This window comes from Paraburkholderia sprentiae WSM5005 (assembly GCF_001865575.2).
In the GTDB taxonomy this organism is placed as follows: Bacteria; Pseudomonadota; Gammaproteobacteria; order Burkholderiales; family Burkholderiaceae; genus Paraburkholderia; species Paraburkholderia sprentiae.
The window spans coordinates 981,323-998,388 of record NZ_CP017562.2 but is presented as its reverse complement, the minus strand read 5'-3'; the positions used below and the strand labels follow the sequence as shown (position 1 = coordinate 998,388).

Here is a 17,066-nt window from a genome sequence, read left to right as displayed (position 1 = left end):
CTTTGTCGCGCGGGTCAGCGCAGGCGCGCCGACCACCCCGCTACTTCGTTCTCGCTGACGCCGACGGCGCGCGCCGCAGCGTGGATTTGCGTCCATGTGGCCGCGTCGATCGGAATGCCGGCGGCCTCGCGTTGCGCGCGTGTCACGCGCTCCGGCTCGCCGGGTTCGTAGATGTGCGCAGTGCCCGCCGCGAGCGGCGACGCCTTCACCCACGCGAGGAACGCATCGGCTTCGGCTTGCGCGTCGGGCGCGTCGAATGCGGCCGGATCGATGATCACCGACAGCATGCAGTTGATGATCGCGTGCGTGGTGACGAGCGTGTCCGCATGCGTCGTGAAGCCGCCCGACAGCGCGCCGCCGAAGATCTCGCACATCGCCGCGAGCCCGAAACCCTTGTATCCGCCAAACGGCGTCAGCGCGCCGAACGGCGCTTCGTGCATGACTTTCGGTTCGAGCGTCGGCATGCCGTCGTGATCGATCAGCGCGCCGGGTGGCGTGTGCTTGCCCTGGTTATAAGCGACGCGGGTCTTGCCGAATGCGATCGTGCTGGTCGCGAAGTCGAGCACGAGCGGCGGTTTGCCGGGCCGCGGATAAGCGGCGCAGAAGGGGTTCGTGCCGATGCGCCGGTCGGCGCCGCCGAACGGCGCGACGAGCGGGTCGCCCGCCACGTTCACGAAGTGGAACGACACCAGCCCGGCGCGCGCGCACTGCTCGGCCCAATGCCCGATGCGGCCGATATGATGCGCGCCGCGCAGGCCCACCGCGCAGATGCCGAGCCGCCGCGCACGCTCGATGCCCCGCTCCATCGCCTCGAACGCGATCACCTGACCGAAGCCCTGGCCGCCTTCGACGGTCAGTACCGCGCCCGCGTCTTTGACGATGTCGGCGTGCCGATTCAATTGCAGTTGCTTGTCGGCGAGCGACTCGACATAGCGCGGGATCATGCCGACGCCGTGCGAGTCGTGTCCGGTCAGATTCGCGGCCACCAGATGATCGGCCACCAGCTCCGCTTCGCGCGGCGCGCTGCCCGCTCGCTCCCAGATCGCCATGACGTAGGCATGCAGTTGATCGGCCGGAATCCGGGGCGTGGTGGCGCGGGCGGTCGGGGAGTCGGTCATTCAGCGGGTCGGCGTGGTTCGAACGGAGGGAATCAACCGGCGGGACGAAGCTCAAGGCGCCGCGGCGATCACCTCGGCAACCGCGGCTGTCAGCTTCTTGCCGTACGGCACGTGCAGGAATTCGTTCGGCCCATGGGCGTTCGACTTCGGCCCGAGCACGCCGCACACCATGAACTGCGACTTCGGGAATCCCGCCCTGAGCACGTTCATCAGCGGGATCGTGCCGCCGAGGCCCATGTAGGCAGCGTCGGCGCCGAAGTGCTGACGCGATGCGTCGTTGAGCGCGGTGGCGAGCCACGGCGCGACCTCCGGTGCGTTCCAGCCACTCGCCCCGCCCGCATCCGGCTTGAACGTGACCTTCGCGTTGTACGGCGGATCGAATTCGAGCAACGCCTTCAGTTCGGCGACCGCCTTGTCCGCTTCGATGGTCGGCGGCAGACGCAGCGACAGCTTGAACGCCGTGCGCGGACGCAGCACGTTGCCGGCGTCGGCGAGCGCGGGCAAACCCGCCGCGCCCGTCACCGACAGCGAAGGACGCCACGTCGAATTGAGCAGCGCCTCGCGCGGATCGGTCGTGGTGGGCAGCACCTGGCGGCCGTCCTGGCCGCACGCCCACGGCATCTTCTTCCAGACGTCATCGCCGAGGATCTTTGCGGCGGCTTCCGCTTCGCGCAGACGATCGGCCGGCACCGGGCAGTGGAAGCCCTTCGGCAACAGCGTGCCGTTCGCGGAGTCTTCGAGACGGTCGAACAGCTGCCGCATGATGCGGAAGCTCGACGGTACGATGCCGCCGTAGACGCCGGAGTGGATCCCTTCGTCGAGCACCTGCACTTCGAGATCGCCGCCGACGAGCCCGCGCAGCGACGTGGTCAGCCACAGCTGATCGTAGTTGCCCGCGCCCGAATCGAGACACACGACGAGCCCGACCTTACCGAGTCGCTCGCGCAGTGCGTCGACGTAGGGCAGCAGGTCGTAGCTGCCCGACTCCTCGCAGGTTTCGATCAGCCCGACGCAGCGAGGACGCTCGACACCCTGTGCATCGAGCGCGGCAAGCGCCGTCAAGCTGGCGTAGATCGCGTAGCCGTCGTCCGCGCCGCCCCGGCCGTAGAGCTTGCCGTCTTCGAGCTTCGGCGTCCACGGGCCAAGGTCGTTGCGCCAGCCGTCGAACTCGGGCTGCTTGTCGAGGTGGCCGTACAGCACGATGGTTTCATCGCTGCCCGAGCGCGTCGCGGCCGTCTCGAAGAAGATCACCGGCGTGCGGCCCGGCAGGCGGATCACCTCGAGCTTCAGACCGCGTACCGGTTGCTGCTCGGCCCATTGCGCGGCGTCGGTGATGACGCGCTCCAGATAACCGTGCTTTGCCCAGTCCGGATCGAACGCCGGACTCTTGGCCGGCACCGCGATGTAGTCCGTCAGCGCGGGCACGATCTCGTCGTTCCACTTGCGCTCGACGAATTCTCGTAGCGTGTCCGCGTTGAGTTGAGTCTGCCGGGTCGTGTCGTCGGTGATCATGATCGGGTCCATGAAGTACTGTGGGTCGAAACGATCATCATAGTCCCGATGCGTGCAGCGCTGAACCCCTTGCGGTGATGGAGTGCGCAGCGGCAATGCGCGAGGGCGAGGCGCGAAGCGGCCATTCGCGCGACAATCTCTACATGCATCGCGCACGAGGAGCTTTTATGGGTGGCAACGTGGCCGTTCAGGCCATCGCCGCGGCGTTCGCGCTGGCGCTGTATTTTCTGCCGGCGATCATCGCGGACCGGCGCAAGCGTCGCGACGTGCTGACGCTCGCGCTCTTTAACGCCTGCCTCGGCTGGACCGTACTCGGCTGGGTGCTCGCGTTGTATTGGGCGCTGCAGCCGAATCCGGCCGAGAGCCTCGCGAGCGACATCGTGCAGACACGCAAGCTGTCGAGCATGCGCGCGTTTTCATCGGCGCTGATGCTGCGCGTGCGGCGGCGTGAGGCCGCGCGCGACCGGCCCGAACGCTGAAACGCTTCGGGCGGCTCGATCGATACGAGCAATAAACGAGCAATAAACGGTGTGATTGACGTGCACGGGTGTCGTTCAGGCCGCGCGCCCGATGCGACTCCACTGTACCGAGCCCGCCGGAATCGAACGCGGTTCCGCACGCACGGCTTGCTGGGCAAACATTTCCTGGCGCAGTTCGCCGTGTTCGTCGAACCATTCGCAGATCAGCCACTCGCCGGGATTCAGCGCGACCGGACCTGCGTACGTCACGGTCATGCGCGGCCCCCCTTCCTTCAATTTGACCACGTCGCCCACGCTGAAGGCGGCGGATGTTGTCTCGAATGCGTCAATGGTAGCGGTCAGCATATTCGGCCCCCTATCTTGAGCGTTATTAAGTCATTGAGCCTAGGCTATATGGACTTCGACCTGTTGAATGAAGACTCTAAAGTTAAGACAGATTAACAATTCAATTTAAACGCGGCAAGCCCTTTTTATTGATACCGTTTTCAGCCGGAGCGGCGTTCATGCCTGCACGTAAAGCTGCCTGCGTTCCGAGAAAATATCGGCGATACCATACGGGTAACCCTATGTGCGCTACCGCACATACGCAACTGTTACTGCAGGCCGTTTGCGGGCCGGTAGAAAATGCGAGAATCGTTTCGTCTGATTAGAAATCCTGACGCAGTTCGGCAGCCGCGTTATTGCAGCAAGCCGGTTTATCTAAATCAGAATTACCTATGAACGAGTAGATCGCCGGTAAATGCCGCACAATGGGTTATACCGTTCCGTTCAAATTGAACGATTTGTTCCGGCAGCCAACCACTGAAAACGATTACGAACGAGTTAATCTGAAACTGCCTAGGCAGCTGAGCGTCGCACGGCTTGTTGATGACGCACCAGCAGCACGCTCAGGCCGATACACACGAACATCAGCACGGCATTGATCGCGAGGCTCAGCTGGAATGCTTGGGCATAGGACATGGGTGCTGCGCTGCCGCCGAGCGCCCCGAAAAACGCCCCGCTGATCGCCGCGGTGCCGAACGCGGAGCCAATCTGCAACGTCGACGACACCACTCCGGATGCAAGCCCGGCCTTCTCGGGCACCACCTCCTGCAGCACGATCCGCATGATCGATGGCAACAGCAGCCCATGTCCGACGCCCGCGCACACCAGCCCGCAGTAGAACAGCAGGTCCGGCGTTGCGGATCGGGTCGCGGACCAGCCGGTCACGGCAAAGCCCAGCGTCATCATCGAGAAACCGAGCGTCAGCACATGCGCGCCGATGCGCTTGACCACGGCCGGTGAAGTCAGCGGCCCGATCACGAAGCCGAGCGCGAACGGCATGATCGCGATACCCGACGCGAGCGGCGTCCAGTGCAGACCGGTCTGCAGGAAGATGCCGTAGGTCAGAAAGAACGCGCTATTGCAATAGAACAGGAACGCGAGCACGAGACCGAGCGCGAACGCGCGGTTGCGAAACAGTTGCAGATCGACGAGAGGATGGCCGCCGCCGTGCTCGACGCGCCGCTCGGTCGCGACGAACAGCGCGAACACCGGCACCGCCAGCGCAAACATCGCGAAGGTCCACGCGGGCCAGCCGGCTTCGCGGCCATGCGTCATCGGATAGATGACGAGCAGCAGCACCGCCGACAGCAGCGCGACGCCCTTCAGATCGACGCCTGTATGGGTGGCCGGCTGGTTCTCCGGCACGAACTTCCATGTGCCGATAAACGCCGCGATGCCGACCGGGATGTTGATCAGGAAGATCACGCGCCAGTCGAGCCCGAACGGGTGATACGTGATCAGCGCGCCGCCGCCGAGTTGCCCGACGATCGACGACAGCCCGAACACGAAACCATACAGACTCATCACGCGCGTCTGCTGATGCAACGGCACGACCGCGCGAATCGTCGCGAGCACTTGCGGCGCCATCACCGCGGCCGCGATGCCTTGCACGATGCGCGAGATCACGAGCATGTGGCCGCTCGTCGCGAAGCCGCACAGCGCCGACGCGATCACGAAAGCCGCCATGCCGGTCATGAACATGCGGCGGCGGCCGAACAGATCGCCGAGGCGGCCGCCCGTGATCAGCAGTACCGCGTAGGCGGACGCATAGGCCGATACGACGAGTTGCAGCTGCGCGTCGCTCGCATTGAGACCGGTGCGAATCGACGGCAAGGCGAGATTGACGATGAAGTAATCGAGCGGCGCGAGAAAGGCGCCGACGAACAGCACGGCGAGCGCGAGCGCCTGGCGCGGCGAGCGCGGCGGTGCCGCTTTGGCCGCCGCAGCCATGCCGGCCACCGCCGGGCCGGGACCGGTCACGGCCCCGGCTGCGCTGCCCGCGCCGTTGACGGATTCGGCGAATGCCGCCGGAGCGGACTTGATCGTTGCTCTTTTCATGACCGATCGTTCAAAAATTAGTTAAAAAATTTGCGCCGTCAGGCGCTACGCCAGCGCGCGCATCGCCACATCGACGATACCGGTCAGCGCATCTTCCTGATGCGCGACCCGTCCCATCACCCGCAAACCCTGCATCACGCACAGTAGGAAATCGCCGACGGCTTTTTCGTCGAGCGTCGAATCGAATGCGCCGCTCACCTGACCGCGAATCACCGCTGCGGCGAGCAAGGTTGCCATGCGGCGCTGAATCGCGGCGACGCGCGCGCGCAGCACCTCGTCGTCGGGTTGCATTTCCAGCGTGGTGTTCGTAATGAAGCAACTGCGCCGGCCGCTCAGCGCGCAGGCGACTCGCGCGTAGTGCAGCAGCGCGTCGCGCAGCGCCTGGGCGGGGTCGGCAGACGCGCTCAATCGCTGCGCAAGCCGCGCGACCGCGCCTTCCGAGTAATGATCCAGCGCGGCAAGCATGATGCCGTGCTTGTCGCCGAATACACCGTACAGGCTGCCGCGCAGCAGACCGGTGGCCTTGCAGAGATCGTCGATCGACGTCGCGTGATAGCCGTGATCCCAGAACACCTGGCTCGCGCTCGCCAGCACGGCGTCCGTGTCGAATTCGCGCGGACGGCCGCGCTGACATGTTTCGCCGGCTTTTTTCCCGGCTTGCTTCGAATGATCCACTTGCGATGACCTTGAATTCCTAGCGTCGATTCGTTGATATTATGACTGGACGTTCAATAAATCAAGGACGTGTTCCCGTAGGCCTGTTTGCGTTGGGGTTATACATGCATTCGACAACCGCATGAAAAAACCGGCGGCGGGCGTGGCCCTTCGCCGGCTTCGGTGTGCGCTGACAGTGACAGCGCAGGCTCAGGTCTCCAGCTTCGCATCCATCGTAATCGTCGCATTCAGCACTTTCGACACCGGGCAACCGGCCTTCGCGTCCGCGGTCGCCTTGTCGAACGCGGCCTTGTCGCCGCCCGGAATTTTCACGGTCACGTCGAGATGCACCGCGGTGATCGCGAACCCGCCGCCGTCCTTGTCGAGCGTCACGGTGGCCGTGGTGCCGATCCGCTCCGGTGTGATGTTGGCCTTGCCCAGCTCCGCCGACAACGCCATCGAGAAACACCCCGCATGTGCAGCCGCGATCAGCTCTTCCGGATTCGTGCCGATGCCGTCCGCGAAGCGGGTGGAGAACGAGTACTGAGTGTCCTTCAGGACGCCGCTGTCGGTGGAAATCGAGCCCTTGCCGTTCTGCAGGCCGCCTTGCCAGACTGCCGATGCCTTGCGCTTCATTGCTCTCTCCTGTTTGTGCCTTACCGCGTACGCTGCTCGACCGAAGCTGATGCCCGCTACGGCGGTCCGCCCGGATGTGTCCGCGCCTGGGCATCGGTCGCAGGTGCCGCGCGGCTTGCAGGCGCGGGCGTGGACCGGATTTCATCATAGGCGCTTCCGTGTGCCGGCGCGGAAAAGCGCCGTCCTTACCATCTCAATTTCGGCAACGATATTTCACTGGAATGCGGCTTTTTTGCAGACTTCGTAAGAAATAGACTGGTTCGAACGGATCGGGAAACGTGTTTGACGCCGATCCAGTCACTAAACAAACCGGAGGTCATCATGAAATCGCTTCTTTCCGCAGTCGTCGTCGCATCGGCTCTTATCGTTCCCGCAGCGTCGTTCGCCCAGCAGGCAAACGGTCCGGTCACGCGCGCGCAGGTGCGCGCTGAACTCGTCGCCGCACAAAAGGCGGGCCTTCTGAACCAGAACGACACCACTTATCCGAAGGCGGTGCCCCAGGATTCGACGATCGCCACCGCTTCGGCGCAAGCTTCACAGGATGTCGGCGGCGCGAAGGCCAGCTCGTCCGACGCGGGCGCGCCGGCGACGGTGCAGCAACGCCTGTTCTCGACGTATCGTGGTAACTGAGCGCGCTAGCAGTTAGTGCAGTACGCAGTAAAAAAGCCCCGGTTGCGAAGTTCGGCAACCGGGGCTTTTCGTTGGCGCACGCGGCGCTGCTGCGCAGCCGCGCGTCGGTCGACAGGCTATTCGGGAAACGGCAGGCTTTGCTGTCCCAATGCGCGCATGTCGAACACGTTCAGCGTCATCGCGACCAGCGCGTAGTAGCCGAGCAGGCCGACCAGATTGATCACGACCTCATGCCCGAAACGCCCGACGGCCTGCGCGTAGGTGGCGTCCGACACCCGCTTCGTCTCGTACAGTTCGCTCGCGAAGTCGTAGATCAATGCGTCGTCGGCATCGGCGAAATCAGGACGGCGCCCCTCGCGGATCGTCTCGGCATCGGCTTCGCCGACGCCCGCCTGCAGCGCAATCGGATAGTGGATGTACCACTCCGCCTGCGCCTGCCAGCGCGACGCGGTGACCAGGATCGCGAGTTCCGACAGACGCAGCGACAGGCCGGTCTGGTAGCGGCAAAACGCGCCGAGGCGCTGCGCGTGCTGCGCGAGCTCCGGGCTATGGATCCAGCCAAGGAACGGCCCGTTCAGGTTGCCGCGCGGGCCGGAACGGATTTCATCGAGCACCGCCTTCTGTTCAGGCGTGGCGGTAGATACATCGAAGTGAGGCAAGCGCTCGGTCATCATCGTTCTCGCAAGGGGGACGCGTCGAATGTCAGAGCGCGGCGAGCGACGCGCCGATCGCATCGCTCAGACGGCTGACGATCTCGTCGATATCGCGCGCCGTGCAGATGAACGGCGGCGCGAGCAGCACATGGTCGCCGCTGTTGCCGTCGACGGTGCCGCCCATCGGGTACACCATCAGGCCGCGCGCGAACGCTTCGCGTTTGATCGCCGCGTGAAGTTTCCGTTTGGCATCGAACGGCTCTTTGTTGGCGCGATCTTTGACGAGCTCGACGCCGACGAACAGCCCTCGCCCGCGCACGTCGCCGATATGCGGATGCTGCGCATAGTGCTCGCGCAGCCGGCCGCGCAACTGCTCGCCGCGCGCCTGCACATTCGCCAGCAACTGGTCTTCCGCGATCACGCGCTGCACCTCGAGCGCCGCCGCGCACGCGGTCGCATGGCCGATATAGGTATGGCCATGCTGGAAGAAGCCCGAGCCCCCGACGATCGTCTGATAGATGCGCTCGCTGACGAGCGTCGCGCCGATCGGCTGATAACCCGCGCCAAGGCCTTTGGCGATGGTCAGCAGGTCGGGCGCCACGCCGTCCTCCTCGCACGCGAACAGATAGCCGGTACGACCCATGCCCGACATGATCTCGTCGAGAATCAGCAGCACGCCGTAGCGGTCGCAGACCGCGCGAATCTTGCGGAAGTATTCGCGCACCGGCGGCACCGCGCCCGCCGTGGCGCCGACCACCGTTTCCGCGACGAACGCCGCGACCGTGTCCGCACCGAGTTCGAGAATCTTCTGCTCGAGTTCATCGGCGAGACGCTGCGCGAACGCTTCTTCGGTTTCGTCCGCGCGCTGCTCCCGATACGCGTAGCACGGGCTCACGTGATGCGCTTCGATCAGCATCGGCAGGAACGGCTCCCGGCGCCATGCATTGCCGCCGATCGCGAGCGCACCGAGTGTGTTGCCGTGATAGCTCTGCCGACGCGCGATGAAATGACGCCGCTGTGTCTCGCCCTTCTCGACGAAATACTGACGCGCGAGCTTCAGTGCCGCCTCGATCGCCTCCGAGCCACCGGACACGAAGTACACGTGTTCGAGTCCGGCCGGCGCACTCGCGACGAGCCGGCCGGCCAGTTCCTCGGCCGGCTCGGTCGTAAAGAACGAGGTGTGCGCGTACGGCAGCTGTTGCGCTTGCCGCTTGATCGCGTCGATCACGCGTTGGTTGCTGTGCCCGAGGCATGACACGGCGGCGCCGCCGGACGCGTCGATATAGCGCTTGCCGGTGGAGTCGATGAGTTCGATGCCGTCGCCTGCGACGGCCACCGGCAACGATTGCTTCGGAGAACGATGGAAAACGGTGGACATGGTGTTCAGTTCCTGGTGATCGCGGCATGCCCCGAAGCGCGGGCCGGCTCGAGCGTCGCACACGCGATGACGGTGTCGACCGCATATTCAACAATCGGTACGTATTTATACGCTCATACAACATTTGTTGTCAAATAATGTTGTATCGCACCGGTTGGCGCGTGGCGTGCGTCGGCCAACGCTCAGGGCACGTACGCGCCCTTCGCATGCAGCGATTGTTCGGCGAGCGCGAGTTGCTCGAGCGCGTCCGTGCCTTCGAGCGCGAGCAGATGCGCGACCAGCGCCTCGGCGATCGCGGTGGCGGCCACCAGCGATGGAAAGAACGACGGGCTTTCGTGCGAGAAGATCAGTACCTTGTCGGCGTTCAGCGCGATCGGCGATACGGCGCTGTCGGTGATGGCGATCAGCTTGCTGCCCTTTTCGAGCGCGGCCTCGGCGACGCGCGCCGCTTCGACCGAATAGGGCGCAAAGCTGATGACGACGGTCGCGCTGTCGCGCTCGATCGTGCGCAGCTGCATTTCGAGCGTGCCGGCCTCGCCGTTGAGCAGCGACACCGACGAACGAAACAGCCGGTAGCCATAGACGAGACCGAACGCGACCGGATAGCACGAACGGAAGCCCGCCACGTGCACGTGCGGGGCGCGCCGCAACACCCGCGCCGCCTCGACGATGACGCGGCCGCTATGCGCGGCGGTCGTTTCGAGATTGTGCTGCTGCGCGACGAGCAGATCGTTGGCGAGCGCATCTTTCGATTTGACCATCGAGCGCGCCCGGCTCGTCAACGGCTCGGGCCGCGTGCGCACGCGCGCAACGAACAGATCGCGCAATTCGTTCCAGCCGGGAAAACCCAGTTGCTGCGACAGCCGCACGAGCGACGCGGGCTGCACCTGCGCGCGCTCGGCCACTTTGCGCATCGAGGACACCGCGACCTCGTCGGGATGATCGAGCAGGAAGCCCGCTCCCATCTGAAACTGTGGGCTCAATTCGGGGAAGCGCGCCCGGATCAGGGCGGCCAGCTGATCGAAGCTGTCTGGCATGTCGAGTTGGGGGGCGCCGGGGTGAGAGATGTCAACAAATGTTACCACCGGGTCAGCGCGTTGCAACGCAGCGAATGCGCGCAACCGCTCAGTTTTCGAAGGCGCTATTCATCACACGTCCTTGCCTTGCGTCTTCTTTGCCGTCGCTCTGCCGCGGTTGCGAACCGCGAACAACGCACCGATTCCGATCGCGACGAGCAGGCCCAGGATCAGGCCGCCACTCATGCCGGGCATGCCGCGGGATTCGCTCTCGCGAGGAGCCGCCGACGCAGCTACGGGCGCGGAGGCCTCCGGCGCAACGGGCTGCGGAAGCGCCACGCCTGCGGCACTGCCTTGGCGTACCAGAGAAGCCTCCGATGTCGGCGAGGCCTGGGACGCCTGCGGCAGATCGGACGCGGATGGAACCGCAGGCGCGTCCGGATTGGGACCGACAGGCGCCATCGCCGTTTCCGAAACAGGCACGGCAGGCACAGCCGCCTGCGGAACCGTTTCGACGGACCGGGCCATTGTCTTCCACTGGGCGAACACGCCATCCACGCAGTGAACATCGATACAGGCGTTTCGCGCTTGCCGCCACCGGGCGAGCTGTGCGGACGAAAGTTTGCCGCTGCTCAGCAGAGCCTGTTGCTGCGCGAAGATATCGTCGTACTCGTTGTTCAGGATCGCGTGATCGCAAATCACGCGCTCAGCGGGTTGCTGCGTGCTTGCACACTGAATGTCGTTCGCCCATGCCGCGGTCGAACCCAACGCCGCCATGGAGAGCAGCCATACCGCAAGTCGTCGTTCCAGATGCACCCGTCCTCCCAGATGTGAGTGTCAAGTCCAGGCGCCACAAAGCATCCGCCCGGCGCGTCACCCTACGTATCGACTGTGCCGGGTAGCAGATAACGTGCCGCCCACGCGCGCAGCGTCAAAGCAACGCCACCACTCTCACATCGCCCTGCTCCGCCGACGCCACCACCTTGTCGCCGATCCGGCGGAACGTAATCGACACCGACGCATCGCCGACCCGCAGATCGCTGACCTCGAGCCAGTCGATACCGTCGGGCAGCATCGGCTGTTCGATCAGCACTTCGCGGCGCTCGGCATCGATCGTGATGCCTAGACATGCCTCGAGCATCATGAACGGCGAGCCCGCCGCCCATGCCTGCGGCAAGCACGCGACCGGGTAGGCAGTGGGCGGCTCGCCGCGGCGTCGCGGGAAGCCGCAGAACAGCTCGGGCAAACGCATGTCGAAATTGACCGCGGCCTGGAACAGCGCCTGCAGCAGCTTCACGGCCGACGCCTTACCGCCGTAACGCGACAGCCCGCGCGCGCATAGCGCGTTGTCGTGCGGCCAGACCGAGCCGTTGTGATACGCCATCGGATTGAAGCGCGCCTGGCTCGCGGCCAGCGTGCGCACGCCCCAGCCGGTATGAAACAGCGTCGAGTCGAGCGCCCGCACCACCGCGTCGCCGCGCTCGCGCGTGGGCAGCCCGAACGCCAGCAGATGCCCTGCGTTCGATGCCATCACGCGACACAGGTCGCCGTGACCGTCGAGCGCGATGCCGTAAAAGCCGACGTCGTCCATCCAGTACTTTTCCTCGACGCAGCGGCGGATCTTCTTCGCCCGCTCCGCGTATTGCGCGGCGTCGTCGCGCAGACCACGCAGCTTCGCGTAGTGAGCCATCGTGTCGAAGGCGGCGCTCGCATAGGCCTGCACTTCGACCAGCGCGATCGGCCCGTCGGGGAAGCGCCCGTCCGCATGAAACACCGAATCGTGACTGTCCTTCCAGCCCTGATTCGCGAGGCCGCCATCGGATTCGCGCTGATAGTCGAGCAGCCCGAAACGGTTCTTGTCGCACACGCCCGCGACCCATTGCGCTGCGCGTTCGAGCGCCGGCCACAATTCGTCGATCATCGCGAGGTCGCCGGTGCGCGCCGCGTAGGCGCCAGCCAACACGATGAAAAGCGGTGTGGTGTCGACACCGCCGTAGTACAGCGCGAACGGCACTTCGCCGGCCGCGGCCATTTCGCCCTTGCGCATCTCGTGCATGATCTTGCCCGGCGCGGCGTCGCGAAACGGCGAGTTTTCGCGCGCCTGGTGTTCGGCGAGAAAGCGCAGCACCCCGGCCGCGAGATGCGGCTGCAGCCACAGCGTCTGCAGCGACGTGATCACCGCGTCGCGGCCGAACGGGGTCGAGAACCACGGGATGCCCGCATAGGGGTACGGGCCGGTGGCGAGATCGGTTGTCAGCAGGCCGAGATCGGCGAACGAGCGGTCGATCCACGCGTTGAACAGCGGGTTGCTCGAACGCACGCGCGCGCTCACGCGGCGGCGCTCGCGCATCACCAGGTGCGCGTCCACCAATGCCGCGCGTACTGCCGCACGGCCGACGCGCGGCCGCTCCGCGTCGATCTGCGACAGATGCGCTTCGCTCAGCGCATGTACCGGCTTCGAAATGTCGGCGCCGGGCTTGCCCGTCATCGGCACGACGCGCACCGCCACCGACAGATAGATCGACACGCATGCCTGCGCGGGCAGCTTGACGGTGTAGTCGGCGCGGTCGGCGAACAGCTTATCCGGCTGCGGCGAGAAAGCGATCTGCACGTTGCGCGCCACGTCGTCGAGACCGACATAGCCGAGCAGCACCTCCTGATTCTCGATACGCGCGGGCTGGATGCGCCCCTGTTTGTCTCGCTTCAGGCCGCGCACTTCGAACATGTCGCGGAAATCGCTGGAAAACGAAATGGATAGCGGCACGGTCGCATCGCTCGTGCCGTAGTTCGTGAGTTCGATCGCCTCGTTGAGCACGGTACCGGACAGCACGCGCACGCGTTCGACGTGGATCACGCCTTCGGGCGTGCTGCTGCCGCCGAGCGGCGGCAGCGGACGGTTGGTCAGGTGCGCGGTGAAGGTGGTGTTGTCGCTGCTGACGCTGCCCGACAGCAGCGACGGCGCGCGACCGCCGAAGGTCAGGCGCAGTTGCGACATCACGCGCGTGTCGTTGACGAACAGGCCATCGTCGTGACCGGTGATATCGCCGAGCGCATCGTTGACGATAAAGGTGTCGCCCGACTTGAGCACGTGCTGCGTGGCGCTCGCGACGTTGAGGTTTTCCGTCGGGATGAAGACGCCGTCCTGCTCGGCGTCGCGATGATCGACACCGCCCGAGTGAGTCAGCCCGCCGAGGGCTTCTGGCTGCTGTATCAAGGTCGCTCCTATGGGTTCGCTGCTGCGTTCAGTTGCACATCGGGTCCCGCCCCGGATTTGCCACCCGGTTGCCCGGCGCCCGGATCGCTGGCCGATCCGATTGTAGAGGCTCTGTGCGCGTGAGACGAACTTATCGTGTCGGAGTTTCGGCTTTTTTTGCCGTTTCATGACGGCATTTGCGGTGGCACAGGACGTGCAGGCGGCGCGAATGCGCGCAACGCAAAAAAACCCACGGCCTTGTGAGCCGTGGGTCGGGGACCTTCAATCAACGTATTGCCGGCGTCTATCCGGCCTGTTAGCGCTTCGCGAGCGGCTTCGCTTCACGCAGCGTGTCGCCGACGAACAGCTGACGCGGACGGCCGATCTTCTGCTCGGGATCGGCGATCATTTCGGTCCACTGCGCAATCCAGCCGACCGTACGTGCCATCGCGAAGATACACGTGAACATCGACGTCGGGATGCCCAGCGCGCGCTGCACGATACCCGAGTAGAAGTCGACGTTCGGATACAGCTTGCGCGACACGAAGTATTCGTCTTCGAGCGCGATCTTTTCGAGCGCCATCGCGAGCTTGAACAGCGGGTCGTCGTGCAGGCCCAGTTCTTCGAGCACTTCGTGGCAGGTTTCGCGCATCAGCTTCGCGCGCGGGTCGTAGTTCTTGTAGACCCGGTGGCCGAAGCCCATCAGCTTCACGCCCGAGTTCTTGTCCTTCACCTTCGCGATGAATTCGGGGATGTTGTCGACCGAGCCGATTTCTTCGAGCATGTTCAGCGCGGCTTCGTTTGCACCGCCATGAGCCGGGCCCCACAAACATGCGATACCCGCCGCGATACATGCGAACGGATTCGCGCCCGATGAACCCGCGAGCCGCACGGTCGACGTCGACGCGTTCTGCTCGTGGTCCGCGTGCAGGATCAGGATGCGGTCGAGCGCGCGCACCAGCACGTCGTTGACCTCGTACTCCTCGGCCGGATTCGCGAACATCATGCGCATGAAGTTCGCGCTGTATGACAGATCGTTCTTCGGATACACGAACGGTTGACCGACGCTGTACTTGTACGCCATCGCGACCAGCGTGGGCAGCTTCGCGATCATGCGGATCGCCGATACGTCGCGGTGCTGCTGGTTCGTGATATCGAGCGAGTCGTGATAGAAGGCCGACAGTGCGCCGACCGCGGCAACCAGAATCGCCATCGGATGCGCGTCGCGACGGAAGCCGCGGAAGAAGAAATGCATCTGCTCGTGCACCATCGTGTGTTGCGTGACGGTGTTCACGAACTCGGCTTTCTGCTGCGCGTTCGGCAGTTCGCCCTTCAGCAGCAGATAACAGGTTTCGAGGAAGTCGGCGTTTTGCGCGAGGTTGTCGATCGGATAGCCGCGGTAGAGCAGTTCGCCCTTGTCGCCGTCGATGTAGGTGATCGCCGAATTACACGCCGCCGTCGACATGAAGCCCGGGTCGTACGTGAATTTGCCGGTCTGGCCGTACAGCTTGCGGATGTCGATGACGTCGGGGCCCAGCGAGCCCTGATAGATCGGCAGATCGATGGTCTGGTCGCTGTCGGAGAAGCTCAGCGTTGCGTGTGACTTCGAGTTCATCTACGTCTTCCTTTTGCTTGATACCGCACACGTGCCGGCATGCGTCGCGGTCGTACCGCGAGGCGCGACAGCAGCGCTCTCGAAGAAGTACGGGCATGCTCAGGCTCCGCTGCGCATTCTACGGGGCCGCGTGTCGTTGATTGCGTCGATTGATGGCAACAATCCATCTCGGCGTGTGCAACATTCGTTGTCGGCACGGCGAAGCCAATGAAAGTTGCCCGAAAGTCGGAACACCGGCCGCAACAATGTTTTGCTGCCGGCACCCTGCGTCGGTGCGGATTGATCTGCGATACTCAGTCCGTGCATGAATGCTTGCGGCCCGCGACTCGAAGCGGGCTTTTTTGATCACCCAGAAAAGCAGGAACAACAGAAATGAATGTCTCTCTCGAAACGCTGTTTCCGGATCACGTCCATACCGAAGACCACACCGTCACCGCGCTCAACCATCAGGACATCGTCGTCGCGTTGTCGGCAGCGCTGAAGACGCAGGACGTCGCCGTGTTGCACATGCTGTATCCGCGCACCGACGCGCGCACGCATCGCAGCCTCGACATGCTCGTCGACGTGCTGCATGGACACGGCCTGCATGAGGTAGCGGATCTGATCGCGCAGGAAGCGCACTATCTGCTGTTCAAGGACCCGGCGAAGGCGTGGAAGGTGTTCCACGAAATTCGCAACGACTCGCTCGCGATCGGCGTGCATCTGTACTATCACGGGCTCGTCGGCGAGGCGGCCGAACTCGCGCTCGACAAGGACGCGCATCGCAAGGCCTGATGTAGTCAACCGGCGATCGGCGGCGGCGCGCGCAGGCCGACTGCCGTTGACATCCGCTTCACGCGTTCAGCGCGCGCTCATCGTCTGAATGAATTCATCGACGTAACGATTGAACGCGGACGGATGCGCGAGGTTCATGCCGTGCGACGCACCGCGTACCGTTGCGCGGCGCGCCTCCGGCAACCATCCCTGCAACGCCGTCACCGTGCGGTGGAACATGTCGGGACTCTTCTCGCCGTCGATCAGCAGCAGCGGGCAGCGCAGGTCGGCCGCGTCCTCGGGCACGTACGCGGGCAGCGGATCGCGGAATTGCCGCGCAAGCGTGTGCGCGTTGTCGGTCGCCATGCGGCGAAAACCCGGCGTGCTCATCGTCCAGAAGCCGGGGCGGCTCACCGAATCGACGAACAGTTGCAAGCCTGCTTCGACCTTGCCGCTTTCGATCAGCTGGGCCGCTTTCGCGCGCAATGCGTTGACCGTCTCCGGCAGGCGCGTGGGCGGACGTCCGGCGATCTGCAGCGGGCCGCCCGGATCGGCGAGCGTCAGCGTGCGCACGCGTTCCGGATGGCGTCGCGCGAAATGATAGGCGACGCAACCGCCGCGCGAATGCCCGACTACATGCGCGGGCCCCGCGCCGAAACGATCGATGAATTCCGCCACTTCGTCCGCGTGGACGCTCCAGCTGAACGGCAGGTCCGCCGCGCTATCGGTCACCGGCCAGTAATGCGTGAGACTGACCGCGACGCAGCGATAGCGCTGCGACAGACCGGCTAGCTGCGGCTGCCAGTAACGGTAATCGCACAGCGAGCCGTGCACGAACAGCAGCAACCCACCTTCGCCGGCTTCGACGTAAGGCATGCGCAAGCCGCTGCGCAGATCGATGAAGGATGGCGATGACGACAGCGACGAAGCGGGAACGGATTGATTCACAGGTGATAGACGGACAGCGCGGCATCGGCGCGCGAATGCGAGGGAAGCCGGCGACAGGCATTGGGAAATGAGCGTACCGGTGTCCTGAAAATCGGGACG

The 17,066-nt window shown here is 64.5% G+C and carries 16 protein-coding genes; 3 read left to right on the top strand and 13 right to left on the bottom strand.

Annotated elements, in window-relative coordinates:
• Positions 1–14: 14 nt before the first annotated feature.
• Both BJG93_RS21355 and BJG93_RS21350 read right to left on the bottom strand, forming a co-directional pair.
• On the bottom strand, positions 15–1,118 hold the full coding sequence (locus BJG93_RS21355) for a malate/lactate/ureidoglycolate dehydrogenase (protein ID WP_027196241.1): 1,104 nt from the start codon (positions 1,116–1,118) through the stop codon (positions 15–17).
• A gap of 51 nt (positions 1,119–1,169) precedes the next feature.
• The gene (locus BJG93_RS21350) at positions 1,170–2,630 is read right to left on the bottom strand and encodes a M20 family metallopeptidase (protein WP_027196240.1); all 1,461 of its coding nucleotides are present in this window, start codon (positions 2,628–2,630) and stop codon (positions 1,170–1,172) included.
• 167 nt (positions 2,631–2,797) lie between these two features.
• On the opposite strand from BJG93_RS21350, the gene BJG93_RS21345 reads away from it, so the two are divergent.
• Entirely contained in the window at positions 2,798–3,109 is a 312-nt protein-coding gene (locus tag BJG93_RS21345; protein ID WP_027196239.1) for a superinfection immunity protein, read from the top strand.
• A 75-nt stretch (positions 3,110–3,184) separates the two neighbouring features.
• On the opposite strand, the gene BJG93_RS21340 is transcribed toward BJG93_RS21345, so the two are convergent.
• The 4 genes from BJG93_RS21340 to BJG93_RS21325 all read right to left on the bottom strand — a co-directional run bounded on the left by BJG93_RS21340 (position 3,185) and on the right by BJG93_RS21325 (position 6,781).
• Positions 3,185–3,454: a YodC family protein gene (locus tag BJG93_RS21340; protein WP_027196238.1), complete on the bottom strand. Its 270-nt coding sequence runs from the start codon at positions 3,452–3,454 to the stop codon at positions 3,185–3,187.
• Between the two features lie 492 nt (positions 3,455–3,946).
• Complete coding sequence (locus BJG93_RS21335; protein WP_027196237.1) at positions 3,947–5,491, bottom strand: MFS transporter; 1,545 nt, start codon at positions 5,489–5,491, stop codon at positions 3,947–3,949.
• Between the two features lie 45 nt (positions 5,492–5,536).
• Positions 5,537–6,166, bottom strand: a complete 630-nt coding sequence (locus BJG93_RS21330; protein WP_027196236.1) for a TetR/AcrR family transcriptional regulator — start codon at positions 6,164–6,166, stop codon at positions 5,537–5,539.
• Between the two features lie 189 nt (positions 6,167–6,355).
• A complete protein-coding gene (locus BJG93_RS21325) occupies positions 6,356–6,781 on the bottom strand; it encodes an OsmC family protein (protein ID WP_027196235.1) in 426 nt (141 codons plus the stop codon).
• Between the two features lie 321 nt (positions 6,782–7,102).
• Here BJG93_RS21325 and BJG93_RS21320 point away from each other — a divergent pair, with 321 nt between their 5' ends.
• Positions 7,103–7,411, top strand: coding sequence for a DUF4148 domain-containing protein (locus tag BJG93_RS21320; RefSeq protein WP_027196234.1), 309 nt, complete (start codon positions 7,103–7,105; stop codon positions 7,409–7,411).
• A 116-nt stretch (positions 7,412–7,527) separates the two neighbouring features.
• Here the strand turns inward: BJG93_RS21320 and BJG93_RS21315 are convergent, their stop codons facing one another.
• The 6 genes from BJG93_RS21315 to gltA form a co-directional block, all read right to left on the bottom strand.
• Positions 7,528–8,082 (bottom strand): carboxymuconolactone decarboxylase family protein, encoded by a 555-nt coding sequence (locus BJG93_RS21315; protein WP_027196233.1) that lies wholly within the window; start codon positions 8,080–8,082, stop codon positions 7,528–7,530.
• 31 nt (positions 8,083–8,113) lie between these two features.
• On the bottom strand, positions 8,114–9,442 hold the full coding sequence (locus BJG93_RS21310; RefSeq protein ID WP_027196232.1) for an aspartate aminotransferase family protein: 1,329 nt from the start codon (positions 9,440–9,442) through the stop codon (positions 8,114–8,116).
• A gap of 182 nt (positions 9,443–9,624) precedes the next feature.
• On the bottom strand, positions 9,625–10,479 hold the full coding sequence (locus BJG93_RS21305; RefSeq protein ID WP_027196231.1) for a MurR/RpiR family transcriptional regulator: 855 nt from the start codon (positions 10,477–10,479) through the stop codon (positions 9,625–9,627).
• A gap of 111 nt (positions 10,480–10,590) precedes the next feature.
• Complete coding sequence (locus BJG93_RS21300; protein ID WP_051374310.1) at positions 10,591–11,235, bottom strand: lysozyme inhibitor LprI family protein; 645 nt, start codon at positions 11,233–11,235, stop codon at positions 10,591–10,593.
• 154 nt (positions 11,236–11,389) lie between these two features.
• A complete protein-coding gene (locus BJG93_RS21295; protein ID WP_027196229.1) occupies positions 11,390–13,669 on the bottom strand; it encodes an amylo-alpha-1,6-glucosidase in 2,280 nt (759 codons plus the stop codon).
• Between the two features lie 298 nt (positions 13,670–13,967).
• Positions 13,968–15,266 carry a citrate synthase gene (gene gltA, locus BJG93_RS21290; protein WP_027196228.1) on the bottom strand — a complete coding sequence of 433 codons (1,299 nt, stop codon included), beginning with the start codon at positions 15,264–15,266 and terminating at the stop codon, positions 13,968–13,970.
• Positions 15,267–15,638: 372 nt separating this feature from the next.
• Here gltA and BJG93_RS21285 point away from each other — a divergent pair, with 372 nt between their 5' ends.
• Positions 15,639–16,040 (top strand): hypothetical protein, encoded by a 402-nt coding sequence (locus BJG93_RS21285; protein ID WP_027196227.1) that lies wholly within the window; start codon positions 15,639–15,641, stop codon positions 16,038–16,040.
• Positions 16,041–16,106: 66 nt separating this feature from the next.
• Here BJG93_RS21285 and BJG93_RS21280 read toward each other — a convergent pair whose 3' ends face one another.
• Positions 16,107–16,967, bottom strand: a complete 861-nt coding sequence (locus tag BJG93_RS21280; RefSeq protein WP_174566122.1) for an alpha/beta fold hydrolase — start codon at positions 16,965–16,967, stop codon at positions 16,107–16,109.
• Positions 16,968–17,066 lie beyond the last annotated feature (99 nt).

Bases quoted from the DNA above. Each gene is read 5' to 3' on its own strand.
- BJG93_RS21325 (WP_027196235.1), bottom strand. From the start codon at position 6,781: ATGAAGCGCAAGGCATCGGCAGTCTGGCAAGGCGGCCTGCAGAACGGC.
- BJG93_RS21345 (WP_027196239.1), top strand. From the start codon at position 2,798: ATGGGTGGCAACGTGGCCGTTCAGGCCATCGCCGCGGCGTTCGCGCTG.
- BJG93_RS21320 (WP_027196234.1), top strand. From the start codon at position 7,103: ATGAAATCGCTTCTTTCCGCAGTCGTCGTCGCATCGGCTCTTATCGTT.
- BJG93_RS21300 (WP_051374310.1), bottom strand. From the start codon at position 11,235: ATGGCGGCGTTGGGTTCGACCGCGGCATGGGCGAACGACATTCAGTGT.
- BJG93_RS21355 (WP_027196241.1), bottom strand. From the start codon at position 1,118: ATGACCGACTCCCCGACCGCCCGCGCCACCACGCCCCGGATTCCGGCC.
- BJG93_RS21305 (WP_027196231.1), bottom strand. From the start codon at position 10,479: ATGCCAGACAGCTTCGATCAGCTGGCCGCCCTGATCCGGGCGCGCTTC.
- BJG93_RS21310 (WP_027196232.1), bottom strand. From the start codon at position 9,442: ATGTCCACCGTTTTCCATCGTTCTCCGAAGCAATCGTTGCCGGTGGCC.
- BJG93_RS21285 (WP_027196227.1), top strand. From the start codon at position 15,639: ATGAATGTCTCTCTCGAAACGCTGTTTCCGGATCACGTCCATACCGAA.
- BJG93_RS21350 (WP_027196240.1), bottom strand. From the start codon at position 2,630: ATGATCACCGACGACACGACCCGGCAGACTCAACTCAACGCGGACACG.
- BJG93_RS21335 (WP_027196237.1), bottom strand. From the start codon at position 5,491: ATGAAAAGAGCAACGATCAAGTCCGCTCCGGCGGCATTCGCCGAATCC.
- BJG93_RS21340 (WP_027196238.1), bottom strand. From the start codon at position 3,454: ATGCTGACCGCTACCATTGACGCATTCGAGACAACATCCGCCGCCTTC.
- BJG93_RS21315 (WP_027196233.1), bottom strand. From the start codon at position 8,082: ATGACCGAGCGCTTGCCTCACTTCGATGTATCTACCGCCACGCCTGAA.
- gltA (WP_027196228.1), bottom strand. From the start codon at position 15,266: ATGAACTCGAAGTCACACGCAACGCTGAGCTTCTCCGACAGCGACCAG.